This is a genomic window from Solwaraspora sp. WMMA2065 (assembly GCF_030345075.1).
In the GTDB taxonomy this organism is placed as follows: Bacteria; Actinomycetota; Actinomycetes; order Mycobacteriales; family Micromonosporaceae; genus Micromonospora_E.
The window spans coordinates 6,244,386-6,260,846 of record NZ_CP128361.1 but is presented as its reverse complement, the minus strand read 5'-3'; the positions used below and the strand labels follow the sequence as shown (position 1 = coordinate 6,260,846).

The 16,461-nt window shown below is 67.0% G+C and carries 8 protein-coding genes; 5 read left to right on the top strand and 3 right to left on the bottom strand.

The genetic code is table 11. The features are described from left to right. The first annotated feature begins 85 nt into the window (after positions 1-85). The gene (locus O7610_RS28415; RefSeq protein WP_281567446.1) at positions 86-2,101 is read left to right on the top strand and encodes a glycosyltransferase family 2 protein; all 2,016 of its coding nucleotides are present in this window, start codon (positions 86-88) and stop codon (positions 2,099-2,101) included. A gap of 60 nt (positions 2,102-2,161) precedes the next feature. Beyond that, on the top strand, positions 2,162-5,959 hold the full coding sequence (locus O7610_RS28410) for an RICIN domain-containing protein (protein ID WP_289212247.1): 3,798 nt from the start codon (positions 2,162-2,164) through the stop codon (positions 5,957-5,959). A gap of 141 nt (positions 5,960-6,100) precedes the next feature. Here the strand turns inward: O7610_RS28410 and O7610_RS28405 are convergent, their stop codons facing one another. After that, on the bottom strand, positions 6,101-7,402 hold the full coding sequence (locus O7610_RS28405) for an aKG-HExxH-type peptide beta-hydroxylase (protein WP_289212246.1): 1,302 nt from the start codon (positions 7,400-7,402) through the stop codon (positions 6,101-6,103). A gap of 323 nt (positions 7,403-7,725) precedes the next feature. Here O7610_RS28405 and O7610_RS28400 point away from each other — a divergent pair, with 323 nt between their 5' ends. From O7610_RS28400 to O7610_RS28390, 3 genes are all read left to right on the top strand, one after another. After that, the gene (locus O7610_RS28400; protein WP_281553410.1) at positions 7,726-7,923 is read left to right on the top strand and encodes a hypothetical protein; all 198 of its coding nucleotides are present in this window, start codon (positions 7,726-7,728) and stop codon (positions 7,921-7,923) included. Positions 7,924-7,939: 16 nt separating this feature from the next. Next, positions 7,940-11,863: an FxSxx-COOH system tetratricopeptide repeat protein gene (fxsT, locus tag O7610_RS28395; protein WP_281553409.1), complete on the top strand. Its 3,924-nt coding sequence runs from the start codon at positions 7,940-7,942 to the stop codon at positions 11,861-11,863. A gap of 367 nt (positions 11,864-12,230) precedes the next feature. Continuing rightward, positions 12,231-13,079, top strand: a complete 849-nt coding sequence (locus O7610_RS28390) for a hypothetical protein (RefSeq protein ID WP_289212245.1) — start codon at positions 12,231-12,233, stop codon at positions 13,077-13,079. 26 nt (positions 13,080-13,105) lie between these two features. On the opposite strand, the gene O7610_RS28385 is transcribed toward O7610_RS28390, so the two are convergent. Further along, a complete protein-coding gene (locus tag O7610_RS28385) occupies positions 13,106-15,439 on the bottom strand; it encodes an ATP-binding protein (RefSeq protein WP_289212244.1) in 2,334 nt (777 codons plus the stop codon). Continuing rightward, the gene (locus tag O7610_RS28380; RefSeq protein ID WP_289212243.1) at positions 15,436-16,185 is read right to left on the bottom strand and encodes a hypothetical protein; all 750 of its coding nucleotides are present in this window, start codon (positions 16,183-16,185) and stop codon (positions 15,436-15,438) included. The genes O7610_RS28385 and O7610_RS28380 overlap by 4 nt, the downstream gene beginning before the upstream one ends. Positions 16,186-16,461 lie beyond the last annotated feature (276 nt).

Here is a 16,461-nt window from a genome sequence, read left to right as displayed (position 1 = left end):
AGACTTCCCCGGTGCCATAGGATCGACGAAACCGTCGGTCGGGGCGTGCGGCCGGTGGGCACGACTGCGGGGCGGCTTGCTGCTTGTGGCGGAACCATTCGACATCCCGGTGTACGGCCGGTCCTGGGCTCGACTCGAATCCTATAGCCGGCTCGCTGGTTCGCTGACCGATCCGCCGGAGGGCGTGCCGTACCGGGTCCGCTACCGCAGCATGCATGGAGCGCACGGTAGCCGGCAGATCGTCACCGCGGTACTGATCGCGCTGGCGAACATCTGCTTCGAGGTGTTCTTCTTCGTCTGGCTGCTGCAGCCGGGGCACTTCGCCGACACCAATCCCGGTCCGGTGGCCGAGGCTGCCCGGCTCGCCAATGTCTTCGTCATCTGCTCCATTGCCGTCGTCGAGGCGTTACGGCTGGTCAACGTACTGTCGCTGTCGCTGGCCTCGGTGATCGCGCGGGATCCGGTGCCGGTGGTCCCGCCCCGAGGGCTGCGGGTCGCCTTTCTCACCACGATCGTGCCGAGCAAGGAACCGGTCGCGGTGGTCCGCGACACGCTGCGAGCGGCGAAGCGGATCCGGCACCGGGGCGTCTTCGACATCTGGCTGCTCGACGAAGGCGACGACGCCGAGGTGAAGGCGATGTGCGACCAGCTCGGCGTGCGACATTTCACCCGCAACGGCATCGAGCGGTACAACCAGCGGCGCGGACCGTTCCGGGCGAAGACCAAGCACGGCAACTACAACGCCTGGGTCGACGCGCACGGCGACGGCTACGACGTCTTCCTCTCCGTCGACCCCGATCACGTGCCGCTGGCCAACTTCGCCGAACGGATCCTCGGCTACTTCCGCGACCCGGACGTGGCGTACGTCGTCGGCCCGCAGTGCTACAAGAACGGCGAGGCGTTCGTCACCCGGGCCGCCGAGTCGCAGCAGTTCCCGTTCCACAGCGTGATCCAGCGAGCCGCCAACGCGTACGGCACGTCGATGCTGGTCGGCACCAACAACGCGGTACGGATCAGCGCGTTGCGCAGCATCGGCGGGTTGGCCGACTCGATCACCGAGGACATGGCGACCGGGCTGGCCGTGCACACCACCCGCAACCCGTCGACCGGCCGTCGGTGGAAGTCGGTGTACACCCCGGACGTGCTCTCCGCCGGCGACGGCCCGGCCAGCTGGAGCGACTACTTCTCCCAGCAGCGGCGCTGGTCGCGGGGCACCTTCCAACTGCTGTTCGGCCGCTACTGGCTGCGCTTCCCCCGGCTGTCCGCCGGTGGGATGCTGCACTACACCCTGATCACCACCTTCTATCCGTCGATGGCCGTCGCCTGGCTGCTCGGCATCGTCAACGCGGTGCTGTTCCTGGCTCTCGGCGTCAGCGGCATGACGATCTCACCGCAGATCTGGTTCGCCCTCTACACCGACGCCACCGCCTTCTCGCTCTGGCTCTACCTGCACAACCGGCGGTACAACGTCAGCCCGTACGAGGCACCCGGTTCCCGCGGGCTCAAGGGCATGCTGATGTCGATCATCTCGGCACCGATCTACGCCGGGCAGTTCGTCAGTACGCTGCTGCGTCGGCCGGCCCGGTTCGTGGTCACCCCGAAGGGGGCGCACAGCAGCAGCGACGGCTTGTACACGTTCCGGGCGCACCTGGGCTGGTTGGCGGTGCTCGCCGCGGCGGTCGGGGTCGCCGTTGCCCGCGACTACGCCAGCCTGCCGTCGCTGCTCTGGCCCGGCGTGGCGCTGCTGATCTGTCTGCTACCGGTCGCGCTGTGGCGACGGGACCTCCGCCGGCGTTCCCACCCGGTGCCCACGGGTGACAGCGGTAGCGACGGCGGACCACCGACGATCGAGGAGGTACGTGGTCCGGACCGGGCCGGGGACATCACCATGGAGATCCCACGAGCGCTGCTGGCGGCGCATCTGGCCAGCCGGTCGGTCGACGACCAGCCCGACGACGTCTCCGCCACGATGATCCTGCCCCGGATCGAGGTACCCCGGCAGGCCGGTCCGCCCGCCGTCGAGCAGACCAGGCCGCACGCCGTCGAGCAGACCAGGCCGCACGACCGGTCGCCTCGGGACAACGACATGGGGAGCCGGTGAGCCGACGGACCGGGACGAACACCCGCAATCGACGAATGGTGAACATACACCCTGCTACTGATGACTCACGGGCAGTTGCCGGACAAGGCTGGCCGGGTGATGACACCCCGCTTGTTGCTAGCCGCCGCACTCGCGGCCGCGCTCTCCAGTCCGACATGGAGTCCACAGCTGATGGCGCAGGCCGGCACACCGGCGACCGCCACCGGTGCGACCACCGTCAGCGCCGCAGCGACCGCGATCGAGCCACAGTCGACCAGTCGCCCGGACCTCAGCATGACCAACCGGATCCGCGGCGGCGTCGACGGACTGCCCGACTGGTCGCGGGTGGGCTACCAGGGCGGACACCCGCTTCCCGGCGAGCACCTGATCACCGCCGACGCGGCCTGCCGCCTCGACCCGAGTCGCCTGGCCGGCGAGTTCGGCGTGGTCGCCGACGACGGCCTCGACGACACTGCCGGCCTGCAGGCCGCCATCGACCACGTCCGCGCCGCCTGCTCGCCGTCGGCCAACTTCCACAAGCTGTCACTGATCAACCTGCCGGCCGGCCGGATAGACGTGTCCCGGCAGATCTACGTCGACGCGAACTTCCTGATACTTCGTGGCCAGGGTTCCGGTGCCGGCGGCACCCAGGTGGTGTTCCGGCCGGACACCGACACCCGCTACGACACCCTCAGCACCGACGGTAGCCGTTGGGATCCGAACGGGATGAGCTACGGCAGCGGCAACGACATCGGCAAGGGCGGCTGGATCTGGCCGGGCAGGGCACTGTTCAAGGTGCAGACCCGCGAGGTAGCGAGCCGCTACCAGAACGAGTGGCAGTCGGCACCGACCAACCGTAAGGACCTGTTCGAGGGCTCCGTCAACCAGCACTGGGTCTCCGGGCAGAAGCTCGCCGACCGCAGCGACGACCCGGGCTTCTCCGCCCGCTCCGGGCAGAGCGTCATCCACCTGGCCAGCAACACCAACATGTCGAAGTTCTCCCCCGGCGGCTACATCTGGGTCGGCGCAGCCAACAGCGTCAACTTCTACGAACAGCAGGGCGTCACCTACGCCGAACACGCCAGCATGATGGAGAACCTCCATATGCGACAGCAGATGTTCCGGGTGACCCGGGTGGACTCGTCAGCCAAGACGATCACCCTGGACCGACCACTGGAGTACGACCTACCGGTCGACTCGATCTCCGACGGCTCACCGCCGTTGCCGGCCGGGACGACGTTCGCCAGCAAGGTCACCCCGCTGACCGCGGTCGAGGGCGTCGGACTGGAGAACTTCGCCTTCACCCAGGAGATGACCGGGCTGCCCAAGCTCGGCGGCGGCACCTACGCCCTCGACCCGGCCGACGCGGTGCACAACTACGGCAACCTCGCCCCCGAGTACGCCATGAACGGGGTGCTGTTCAAATGGGCGGCCAACAGTTGGGTCCGTGGCCTCACCGGCACGATGACCGGATCCCACCCCATCGTCACCGAGGTCGCCCGCAACCTGCAGATCGAGGACAACACGTTCGACGGGGCCTGGAACAAGGGCAAGGGCGGCAACGGCTACCTGCGCGGCAGCCGCGTCTGGAACTCGCTGTACGCGTACAACACCAGCCGCAACCTGCGGCACTTCACCTTCCAGTGGTCGGCCAGCGGCAATGTGGCGTTCCGCAACGACTTCGACTCCGATCTGAACCTGCACGGCGGCTGGGAACGGTACAACCTGTTCGAGGACAACACCGTGCGGGTGCCGTACGAGCACAGTTCGGGCAGCTGTACCGCCAACTGCGGGGGCGAGGGCGGCCAGGTCGACGAGGGCACCTGGTATCCGATCTGGTGGGCGGCTGGGCCCAAGGCGATCAAATGGTCCGGGTCGGCCGGACCGCAGAACGTCTTTTATCACAACGAACTGTCCAAGCAACTCACGCCCGGCGGTCCGTACACAACCTACGAGCCGTACTCGGTCACCGGCACCACCAACCCGTCCGAAACGGTTTACCACTTCGGCTCCGACCCGACCCACCCGCGCCAGTTCCGCCACCTCAGCGCAGCCGGGTCGGTGATCCCCGACTGGTCAGGCCGGGAAACCCTCGACTACACAGGCGGTAAAGGTGTAGTCGCCGTGACCGGGCACCGCCAACCGTCGCTGTTCCTGATCAATGTCGGGCAGCTCGACCCACGCTTCGAGGAGGTCCGCCAGGCGGCCACCTGGAACATGCAGGGCGCTGGCACGTCCGGCGGCTGGAGCGGCCAGGACGGCGAGTACGAGGACAAGTACGCCAACGGAGTCCTGCCGCTGGCCGTGACCGGCGGTGCCACGGTGATCGCCCTGCAGGAGGCCGGTGCACCACCGCCCAGTGCCGGGCCGCCGACCGACCACCAGCAGGCCGACTTCCAGCGGGCCAACGGGACGTTCCCACCGGTGCGGGAGTATCGCCACGGCGGGACCGCCCGCCGCCCCCAGGGCTACCTCTACTGGCTGCACACGGACACCTCGGCGAACGGGCCGGGCCGGGTCAACCTGGCCATCGCCACCCGCAGCCAGGTGCCAGCGGACGGGATTTTCGTGGTCGCCTCGCCGATGGGCGGCCGACCGGCGCTGGGGGTCAACGTGGGCGGCACGGTCTTCTTCACCGTGCACGGCTTCTCCGGCAACGGGAACGACATGCCTGGCCTGCTAGGCGCGATCCGACAACGGATGCTCACCGCTGGGCCGGGCAACCAGTCACTGGACTGGGTCGCGATGGGCGACTTCAACCGCGATCCGGACAGTCTGGCCAACGCCCTGCCCGCCGGACAGTTCCGGGTGCACGCTCCGCCTTCACCGACCCACCCGACCGCGGATCCACAGCGGTACCTCGACTATGCGGTCGTACCGGACGCCGGCAACATACCCCGGATCACCGGTTCCGAGACCTTGTCGCAGGTCCTGTTGTCGGATCATCTGCCGGCCCGGTTCCGGCTGGTCCTGGAAGCCGCAGCCGACCCGCCGGAGCTGGTGGAGCAACCAACCCCACCAGGAAACGCGGTGCTGCGCAACGCCGGCACCACCAACGTCGCCGACATCGACCCCTTCCGCATCGGCAACGGCATCCTCGACATACCGTTCCATTCGGGTTTCCAGCAGCCGTGGTGGTTGGACGAAAGCGCGGAGTTCCCGTCCTACTACCGGCTGGTCCACCCGGTCACCCGCAGTTTCATGGGCCAGGAGGGTGGGGCAGCGGACGCACCGGTGGTGGAGTGGCCCCACGAGGCGGCGGATCAGCTCTGGCGGCCCGACTATCAGGGCGACGGCACGTGGACGTTGCGCAACATGGTCACCCGGCAGATGCTGACGGCGGTGCCCGGCGCACGCTCGGTCGCCGGGCGGGACTGGGACGGCTCTGCCGAGCAACGCTGGTTCTTCCAGACCACGCAGTCGATGTCCGATCTGCGGGAGATCAACCACTTCCCGCCGCTGCAGCAGACCGACCTGGTGGTCGACATCGCCGGCGGAGGCACCGCCAACGGCACACCGGCGATCCTGCACGCTGAGAACGACGGCGACAACCAGCGGTTCAGCGTCCTTCCCGCCGGGCAGACCGACGGCCAGAACTGCTCCTACCTGGTCAACTCCGGCGGCTACCTGAGCGCCGCGCCGACCGGGGTGTCCGTCGACGGGGCGGCGGTGGCGCTGCACCACTTCCGGGGCAACACCGACGGCTACCTGTGGTGCGAGAGCCAGCAGTCGATGTCGATGACGCTGGCGAACCGTACCGTCGTGGCCGGGGTGCCACAGGACCTGTACCTGTCCGATCATGGTGTCGGCAATCAGCTCACGGTCGAACAGGGCGACCCGCAACTGATCCAGACGTGGCTGTGGGAGGCGGCAAGCTGATCACCGGGCTGGGCGGGAGTCCAGTACGCGAAACGGCCCGCCAGGGAGATTCCCTGGCGGGCCGTCCACCGTGGTAGCGGGGACCTCCGGGCCACAGCAGGGTCCGCCGGGCGCGGTAGAGTCAACCGACGTTCACCTTCCTCAGCCGACGTCGACCTGACTGCGGTGCGAGGCCGCGATCTCCGCGGCTTCGCGGCGGGCAGCGGCAGGCAGCCGCTCGCGCGTGAGCCGGTCCGCCGTCGTCCACATCCCGTCGACCAGCAGCTGACCGGTCCCGGTCAGCTGGCCGCTCCGACTGATCACCTGCAACGTGTCCCGCACGGCGGCGCGCCACCGGGCGAACCGCACCTGGGCGAGGTGGATGTTAGTCGGATCGGTTTCGACCCGTTGCTGCCGCTGCCAGAACGTGGCGACCGCGAGATGGGCGTACGCGCCGTGCAGCAGCGCGGCTAGGGGCCGCAGATCCCGGCGCCACGGCGCGTAGTAGCGCTTGTCGTCATCCGTCGGAACGATCAGCGGAAGGGCGTCGCTCAGGGCGAGCAGCTTCGCGTGCTGCAGTTCGTGCGCGAGGGTGACCGCGACCGTCCGCGTGTCGTCCGGGGAGGACATCGCGACGGCACCGAACGCGCCCGCGAAGGTAGCACTGCCGACCGAACTGCCCAGCAGTTGCATCGGTACGACGGCGGTGACGCACTCGGCGACCTCCGCCGCGACCTCGGGATGATGTTCGGCGAGCAGCAGCCAGCCAGCGCGGACGCCGCCGGTCCAGCGGCGCAGGTCGAGGTGGCGCTCGTCGACGGTACGGGGCCACCCTGGTTCGTCGTTGCCGAGCCCTTGCCACCCCGAACCGTCGATGGCGACCTGCCGGCGGATCAGCACCTGCGGTAGACCGTCCCAGTCCCGCGAGGTCGGCCTGTCCCCAGCCGCAGACCGGTGAGCCGTCGGGATGGGAACAATCACCTGCCGCCCGGCCCGTTCCAGCAGCGCCAGGTCACCGTCCGCGGGCCGCACGCGTAGCGGGTCGCAGCTGCCTCCCGGCAGGGTCGCGATGCCCAGGGACGGCAGCACGATGCCGTGGTCGGAACGACTAGGGCCGACCGGCACCTCGGCGGTGGCCCCGCAACGTGCCGCCACTGCGGCCGCGACCAGGGCGAGTCGGCCCGGGTGAGCGGGTCGGTGGCTGGACAGCGCCGCCACGGTGCGGCCCAGCCAGGCCCCGACCGCCGGATAGCAGAGTACGTCGTGCACCGCAGTGGGCGAGGCTCGCTCGAGATCAGCCAGCAGGCGGTATGCGTACATGGTCTGTCTTGCTTCCGGGTGGCTGGTCCGTCGCGCGAGGTCGGGCAGCATCCAGCAGAACAGTCTGCTGCGGCTGTTCTGCAGTCCGGCGAGGACCCGGATGCCGGCGGGGGCACCACCACCTTGCGCGAACTCAGTCAGCATGTTCCTCGAGAATCGGTGCGGTTGGATCATGCCTGCTCCCGAAGCTCCTGGTTACCGACTTGCTACCGCAATCTTCGCCCCACCTATTCATCGATGATCGCACATCATTGCCGCCGCGTGGAGCGCAAGGTCGATCATCTGGGGAAGTGGCATTGACCCGCCTGACTGTCCGACAGTCGTACATCCGACTTCCCACAGCGTCCACAGAGACTGCGCGACGTCGGTGAGGATTACGGCGATCTGCACTACGATTGGCGTTCCACGCCGCAGCGAGCGACGATGCTCCCGCGCAACAGGGCACCCCCGGCAGACAGGACCGGCGAATGACCCAAGATCGGCACGAGCAAGAGACACTTCTCGTCGACCTCACCGACGTCGACCTGCACACACTGTCCGAGATGCCACCAGATGCCCTGCAGATCTCCCTCGATCATCTACTCGACGAACGATTGAATCCGATCGCCTTCTTCCTTGGTCAGCACGATGGCGATCCGGCGAGCAGCGCCGCACAACCCTCATGATCGAAAGAGATTCAAGATGACCGACACGCCGACGACGACCGCGGCGGGCAAGACTGGCACGGGGCGGCAGACGGCCGAAGTGTTGGTCTTCGTCTCCCCCGGCGGCGGCGCCGGGCAGACGAGCATCGTCGCCAACATCGCCTGGATACTTGCCAGCACCGGACACCGGGTCCTCATTCTCGACTGGGGAGGTAACGCACCCCGCGTCCAGGACTACCTGCATCCTTTCCTTGACGTGACCACGTCCGTCGACGAACCGCTCGGCGCGGCTCTGCGGATGATCGCCGACCGCACCGACACGATGTCGGAGACCAGTGTCCAACGCTTCCAGGCGGCTGGTTGGGCCGACGCCGTGGACGTCGTCACCGCGACCTCCGACAGCTTCTACCCGGCAGCGCTGCCCGACGGTGCCGGCGACGGTAGCCAGCTCCGACGCCTGCTGCAGCAGACCAGCTACCACTACGTGCTGCTCGACGCACCGCCGCAGAACTCGCAGAGCGCGCTGCACCAGCTCGCCTGTCTCTGTGACGCCGCCGCGGTCTGCTTCCGGTCGCACCAGCGAGTGCAGCAGGACGCGTTGCGGCTGGCAGGCGCGTTGGTCAACGCCGCTCCTGTCGGTCTGCGCCTGGTGGCCACCCCGACCCAGGTACGGCTCGGCGAACCTCACGCGGCCGAGTGGCTACATGCCGCCCGGCAACAGTTCGCCCAGCTCGCCGGGCCGGCAAGCGCGGGTGTCACCGTGTCGTTCGTCGAGGTGCCGCGCCACTCGTACGACATCGAGCGGGAAGCTCTCGCCATCATTCTCGATCGCGGCAGCCTCCGGACAGGTCTGACGGGCGTCGTCCACGCGATGACCGACGGTGCCGTTCCGACCGCTCCGGATGTCGGTCGACGACTACGGATGCGCTACAAACGGGCGCTCGGGTTCGATCCGCAGGCCGAGCCGGAGAAGGTCTACCTTGCGTACCGACCGGCCGACCGGCGCTGGGCGGACTGGATCACCGACCGGTTGCGACAGCAGGGCCTGCCCACCAGCCGGCTACCCGCCGATGATTCGTGGATCGAGCAGTCGACGCCGCCGAGCCTCGTCGTGATCGGCGGGCTCGCCACGGCCGACGGGCGAGTACGCCGCATCGCCGAACGGCTCCGCGACGCGATGATCTCGCCCACTGAGGTATCCGATCAGGTCACCGACGAATCCGCCCCAGTCGTACAGGTGGCCGTCACCGCTCCGACCCCGGCTGACTTCGATGCCACAGTGCCATGTCTCGATCTGGTCGGCCTGTCCGCCGGTGACGCCGAGGCACGGCTACGTCGGCAGTTCCTGCTCATCGAGACGCCCTACGACGACCGTGCCGGGTTCCGCCCGCGCTATCCGGGCGGCCTGCCTGAACACCGTCAGCTGCCGCAGACCGTCGACCTTCCCGGCCGCAATCAGCAGTTCATCGGCCGAGTCGACGATCTTGAAACGCTCCGCGACAAGTTACTCGCTGACGGCCCCGGGCCTGTTCTGGTAGTTGGTGCCACCGGAGTCGGCAAGAGCGAGCTGGCCAACGAGTACGCCCACCGGTTCCAAAAGGACTACGACATCGTCTGGTGGATCCCGGCGGACAGCTGGGAATCGATCGCCCTTGCGCTTCGCCGACTCAACGATCAGTTCCAGCTGCTGGATCCGAATCCAACCGAGGTGGACACCGATGGCGTTGAGGAGCAGCCGCGACGAGCATTCGACCACCTGTTGCAGCTCGCCGCCAGGAGACCGTGTCTATTCATCTTCGACGGGCTCGACGATCGGGAGCTTCTCGGGTGGGTCGGGTCCGCCGCCGGACACGTGGTGGTGACCTCAAGGATCACCGATACGCCCACCCCGCGCATGCTCGTCGTGACCCACCTCGGGACGGACGACGCAACCGAGTTGCTGCGCGCCTACGTCCCGGAACTCAGCGAGGAGCACTGCGCCGCGGTGGTCGCCGAGGTGGGGCAGCTCCCGCTTTCGTTGCGGCTGACCGGGGCGTGGCTACGGGAGAGCAGACACCACCTGATGGCGTACGCGCCCGCAGATCTCCAAGCCGCTACCGAAGCGATGGTCGCCAGCCTCCGGCCCGAATCCCCGGCCGGTCTGCCCGCCGATACGGATGCATCGCCGGCGGTGTCGGTGCCCGACGACGATCCCACCTACCACGCGCTACGGCGATCCTGGCGTGCGTTGGAGGCGACGCTGCGACAGACGGAGATTGGTCGGATAGCCATTCACCTCGCTGAGATGTGCTCCTTTCTGTCGTCCGACGACATCAGTCTCACGCTGCTCCGTTCGAGTTCGATGATCGATCAGCTGGCCACGCTGTCAGACGATGGCGAAGAGCGCGTGCGCAATGACCCCGCGATCTTCGACGAGGTCGTCTGGACCGGGGCCCGGTTCGGCGTCTTCGACGTACGTTGGGGGCAGCGTCCCTCGATCCGTATCCACCGAGCGGTACAGGACGCGGTACGTGGCGCCCTGCCGCCGGCGCGGGCCGCCGAGGTTCGCCGTCACCTGCGGCTCGGCCTGGCAGGTTACGCCCCAACCGGAGCGGAGGTCGACGGCCGCTGGCAACGGCACCGCCTCGCCGAGCTGCAACCCCATCTGCTGCCCAGCGGTGCCGTGGCCGAGACCGACCCGAAGGTGCGCAGGTGGGTCGTCCGACAAGTTCGGTACATGCGCCGCCAGGAGACCTGGGACAGCGCGAATGTCGCCCTGAAGGTCATCGACGAGGCTCTCGACCACTGGTCGTCAGCGGTGCCGCCCACCGATCGCATCAATATGCAGCTACGGGGCGAGCAGGCGAGTCTGCTGCGCTGGATGGGCCGGTACCGCGAGTCGCTCGAGATTGCTCAGCAACTGCGGCTACTGCAGTTGCGCACCATCGGGCAGGAGCATCCGAACACCGCGACCACGCTGCAGGGGATCGCCGGGGACGTACGGGCGCTCGGAGAGTTCGAGCTCGCCAAGAGTCATGAGGGCGTCGCCTACGACGTTCTGCGCAAGGCATACGGCGAGGAGCACCAGCAGACCTTGATGGTCGCGCACAATCTGGCGCTGTCGTCGTACTTCGACGGCGACCTTTACACCGCGATGGTGGTGGAACGAGAAGTGGTCAACCGCCGATTGCGGGTGTTCGGCACGAGAGACCCCTTCCTCTGGTGGGCCGCTGCCAACCTGGCGACATATCAACGTGAGCTGGGCGACTACCACGCTGCGACTCGGACCATCGACGATGCTCGCGGTTGGATGGGCCATCCGACCGGCAAGATCCCGACGGACAGCGCGAGCGCGCTGCGGATCATCCGGGTACTCGCGGTCACCCAACGCCGCAAGAACATGGTGCCTCAGGCGAAGGAGAATCACGCCGACGCGCTGCGCGGGTACCAGCAGCTGCGCGGGACGAACCACCTCGACACCTTGGCCTGCAGGCTCGCGCTGGCCACCGACATGCATCTGCTGCGGGAGACACCAGCACGAGTGGTCGAGTTCGGGCAGTCCTGCTACCGCGGCTACCAGCGCCAACTCGGCCCGGAGCATCCGCTCACCGGCATCTGCCTGGTCAATCTCGCGCTGTTCCTACGCGGTGTCGGCGATCTCGACGAGAGCCGGCGGGTCGGTGACCACGGTTTGCGGATCATCCGGACCGCTGTGCCGGCCGAGACCCACCCGTGGGTGCTCGCGGCAACCATCAACCAGGCCGGCAACCTGGGGCACGGTGGTGCGGTAGATGCCGCAGTGCGACTCGCTGGTCAGGCCGTCGAGCTGTGTGAGGAGGACCTGCCGCCAGGGCATCCCTACCCCGACATCGCGCGTGCCAATCTTCGAGTATGGGAGCAGGCAACGCGTCGATCCGCCAGCACGGGTCCCACCCCCCCACTATCCACCCACGACCTCGATATCGACATCCCGCGGCGCTGAGAAGCATCCGGCGAAACCCGACCCCCGTCCCGGCGAACCACGACCACAGCAAAGGAAGTCTCACGTGCCGACAGAGCAGGGACCACATGCGGACTCGGTGATCGGCTCGCCGCACCGAGAGTACTCCGACGCAATCATCGTGACGCAGGAGCCGACTGGTCGCCAGTTCAGCGACGTCGACGATCGGATTGCCTACTGTCGAGGCCTCTTTCGGGCTGGCGGACCGCTGCACTACCTGGCGCATTGCAGTCCCGGATCCCGCGACTTCGACCTGTACGCACCTGGTGGGCCCGGCCAGGACGACGATCGACGTGTCGAGAACTGCCGCCGCGTGGCGAGGCGGCTGAGTTTTCAGTCAGGTCAGGTGATGCACGAGTGGTTACGGCCCCTCGGTCAGGGCGTGCCGCTGCGCACGGTGCTCCAGTCGGCCGGCGGAGCCTTCTACTGTGCCCGGGTAGTTCCCAGTGTGCTGCTCGTCGCCGGGACCCTGAGTCTGGCCACCGACCAGGTTGCGTCACTGGCCCGGCAGCCTGCCGTACAAGAGGCTGACAGCGCACTCTCACAGCTGGTCGATCAGATCAGAGCTAGTATTCGGCTGCCCCGGCAGAACCTGGGTGCCTGGGACACGAAACACTTCCGGGAGTCCGCGTTCGACCGCGACGCGGCCGACAGTCCGCGCCAACTGTCGGCGGGCGCGCGCCAGCCAGTGCCAGCCATCGGTTCCACGACGCGGCGAAACCTCGAGACGTCCGTCGACCCCCGGCGAGACCTGGCGATCACCGGCGACCGCCGTCACTGGGCCTTCAACGCCTGCGCAGCCGCCGTCGACGGCACCGGGCTGCACCTTGTCGCGTGCTTCATCGACAAGGCACAGCTGTTCTCGGTCGACGCGCTCGGTACGCCCGAGCTACGTGGAGTTGCCTACCACCACTCGCCCAGCCACCGACGCCAGCAGGTCAACGCGATGGGTCCCCCGACTGCCGCCTACCTCAGGGAGCTTGGCCGGACCGCCCGCCCTGCGATCGGTGGACCGGTCGTCCGCGCGGTACTCGATACGGACATCGGCGCGATCTACTACTACCGTCTGTCGGGACGGGAGTACGTCATCGGCCTGTGCCTCGATCAGGACCAGGTGGATATAGCCGACGATCACTTGACCGAGGTCGTCCTTGCGGTGAGCGGCCCGGCCGCTGCCGCCGTCCAGCCGCTTCGTTGAGGTGCCGCAGGCGTGACGCCGACCGATCACACGTCGCCGATCGTGCGTCGCGCCGCCGCCCGTACCCGTGCGCCAAGCCCTCCGAACACCTCCCGGATGTCGTCGAGATGCATTGGGTGCGGACCAGTCGCGGCGGCCGCTTCCGGCGGCAACGCCATGGATTCGGCAAGACGTTTGAGATGTTGCAACGACGCGTAGTCGAAGATCGCCTCGTAGGTGAGGCAGAGAACGTCCAGCCGTTCCAGGTCGGTGCTCGACGACGCGGCGTCGGCGCGGTCCACCGACACCCGCCGCATTCGCCATTCGACGACCGCCTGTCGAAAAGATTCGATCAGGGATTGCAGGAACACGGCCGTACCCAGCAGGCTGAAGCTGTCGGGATCGGCGGTCCACCCGTGGATGCGCTCCTGTGCGGATCTGATCGCCGTTGAGAGGCCCGGAGCTGCTCTGAATGCTTGGGTGAAGGCGTCTGGCAGTCCGTCACCGAGCCGTACGGCAGCGTCGATCGCCGACTCGAACAGTTCGTCGATCTCGCCCATCTCGTCCATCGGGCCGGGCTGGGTCGGCACAGGGACGGCCCGGCTCACTGACACTGCCCCGGTGAGCAGGCCAGCCACATCGGCGGAGATCTCGCTGAGGCGCTGGTTGGTCGTCCGCCGCATGTCACGGACCTGCTGCTCAAGCCGGTCGATCATGGTGTACGCGCCGGCTTGCTGGCGAACGAGCCGATCGACCCGGGTAACCATCAGCCGGACCGGGTCAGTCTCGCTCAACCGGTCACGCTGAAGCACATGCGCGATCCTGGCAACCACGGCGCTCGCCAAGGTTCGACGTTCGTACTCGATCGGCTCGGCCAGGACGACGTTGCGGACGTTCGAGGCCACGTCGGGTGCCAGGTAGCCGACCACCACCAGGATGATCTCGACGTCGACACCTTCTGATCGAGCGGCCGCAGCTCGGCGAGCGACCCGTTCGACGTCCGATTCCCGCATGATGCCCTCGGAGAGCAGGATGACGCAACTCGGCTCACCGTCCTCGTTCAGCACGACGAGGTCGAGCAACGACCGGCCGTCGACGTCAAGCTGACGACGCCGCTCAAATCCGATGGCCTCACGTTCGAGAGTCAGCATCACCTCACGCCGCACATCATCAATGGTGGCGAAGTCGAAATGATCCCGAGCCACCAATTGGACAAGTTCGATTCCTATCACCGTACTTTCGAGCTCGGCTCGGCGGTACAGATGATGGCAGAGCTTGATGAACTGCCGCGGAACGCCGTGGGTCATGTCAACGAGGTACTGCACGGCATCGTCGAGGAACGGGACTATGTCGCTGTCGCCTCGGGCCGCAAGATGGCTTTGCTCAATCAGCTCACGCGCCTCCTGCCCCGTAAGCGGAGTCATCCGGACGGCATGTCCCATCCGCTGCAGCACGTCTCCCTGCAGTTGCGGGGTAATCTCCACCAGACCGGTGATGATCAAGAATGCTCCGGACTCCTCCACCGCAGTCAGTAGATTTCGAAACTGCCCGACCACACCCGCATCTCGCTGATCCGCCGGATCAAGGACCCGGTCGAGCTCGTCCAGTACGACGACGAATCGCCGGCCACTCCGGCCGTGCAAGTTCAGGAGCGCGATGATCGCCGACATGGCAGCAGCTGAACTATCGATGTACTTCGACAGTCCGTGCTCCGTGACGAAGCCGTCCGACCGGTTGCCGATCAACCAGTCCCACGCTTGCACTGCGGTCCGCTCGTCGAGCAGCAACGTCATCGCCGTACCAAGGTCGTCATCGCCGGTTGCCTCGATCAGCCGGTCCTGCAACTGGGGCAGCAGGACGCTCTCCGGCAACCCGAGGTCGTCAACCACCGCCTGCGGCTCGATGACATGTCGCCGCAGGTCGTCAGCGATCTGCTGCGCATGTGGCACGTGGCTGAGCCCATCGGCGACCACCTCGGAGTAGTAGTCGCGCAGGAGGTCGACGATGTCCTCCCGATCGAGACGACCGACAAAGCGCTTGTACAGGTCGACCAACGAGCCGAACTGGGGCGCCTCAACGTACAGGGTGCGCACCGCCGAGTCACCCGATCGACGAGCCCGATGCAGCAGGGCCGCCGCAAGATGAGACTTGCCGGTGCCGTATTCACCCACCACAGTCAACAGGCGACCGGACAGCCCGACCCGCTCCGGAGGGACGGCCTGCGCCAGGAAGGCGTCAAGATAGCGGAACGCCTCCTCGACCGCACGGGTCGACACCGTCGGCAGGCCCTGGCCGACCTCCGAGACACGCGCAACAGCGGTTGGCGAGTACGGGTTGACCCCGACCGCCCGCGACTCTCCCGATGAGGCAATCATGGTCATCCATTCTTGATGCCCCGGCCACGAGGCCGGTAGCCGTCGCGCCGGTCTACATAGTATCGATCGAAGTCGTGCTTACTGACTTCCTTGGCACCTGGGCGACGCCGAGCCTCGTCCCATAAATGAAAACACATCTTCTGGAGCTGCTTCAAGGACATCGAACGATGATCCTCCATCACCGCGTGCATAGTTTCTGCGGTAACTGTCGGAACCCGAGGATGATCACACATTTGCAGCCGCCCGTTAGCGAATGTCCACCCGTCCGTACCGGTCAGCATACCTACCTCGATCACAAGAACACCCTCCCTGGCTTCACCCCGGACTCGATCGCTCCAGTCCTTGATCTGCTGGGGATTATCGCTCTCCGCAAAAAGGATCATGCGCTCGCCGACAAGGTCGAGATAGTGGTTGATCGGGTGCATAGCCTGCAGCGAAAGCATCGATCTCTTCCACGTCGCGTCGTTGAACTGCGGTAGCACGATGATCGCGACTGCGTCCGCATCCTCGAGATCCCGCCCGAGTCGTGTGAAAGCCACCTTCCCCTGCATCGGTTGATCCCCTGGGTCCGACAGCCCTTCCAGCTGCCGGGACAGCCTGCTTCTGATCTTGTATGCCAGCAGGGCCAGATACTGGTCGAAATCGCCTCTGCGACCAACCATCTCGAGATCGAACGCCCGCTCTCTACTGAGGTCGGCCACCGGCGCGGCCATGATCCGGCCGCCGGAGGCGCCATCGAACTCCTGCTTCAAGTGGTGTACGCACCTGTGAATCAACGAGGTACGCCCGCAGCCCGTAGGCCCGGCCACCACCACCAACTGACCGAATCTGGTGAGGTGCGTCGACGGGTCCGGTAGATGGTTGACGAAGCTGCGGTACCCCTCCTCGGCTCTGTCCACTGGGAGGTAGTACGCCTCGTGTTCCCTGTCGTGCCACGGGCGCAGCGCACGGAGGGACTGACCCAGTACGGGGGGCAGTTCGAAGGGGTTCGGAATCTCCTCAGGCCTACCCGCATGAGCACTGCTGGT

Bases quoted from the DNA above. Each gene is read 5' to 3' on its own strand.
- O7610_RS28410 (WP_289212247.1), top strand. From the start codon at position 2,162: ATGACTCACGGGCAGTTGCCGGACAAGGCTGGCCGGGTGATGACACCC.
- O7610_RS28405 (WP_289212246.1), bottom strand. From the start codon at position 7,402: ATGCTGACTGAGTTCGCGCAAGGTGGTGGTGCCCCCGCCGGCATCCGG.
- O7610_RS28400 (WP_281553410.1), top strand. From the start codon at position 7,726: ATGACCCAAGATCGGCACGAGCAAGAGACACTTCTCGTCGACCTCACC.
- fxsT (WP_281553409.1), top strand. From the start codon at position 7,940: ATGACCGACACGCCGACGACGACCGCGGCGGGCAAGACTGGCACGGGG.
- O7610_RS28390 (WP_289212245.1), top strand. From the start codon at position 12,231: ATGCACGAGTGGTTACGGCCCCTCGGTCAGGGCGTGCCGCTGCGCACG.
- O7610_RS28385 (WP_289212244.1), bottom strand. From the start codon at position 15,439: ATGACCATGATTGCCTCATCGGGAGAGTCGCGGGCGGTCGGGGTCAAC.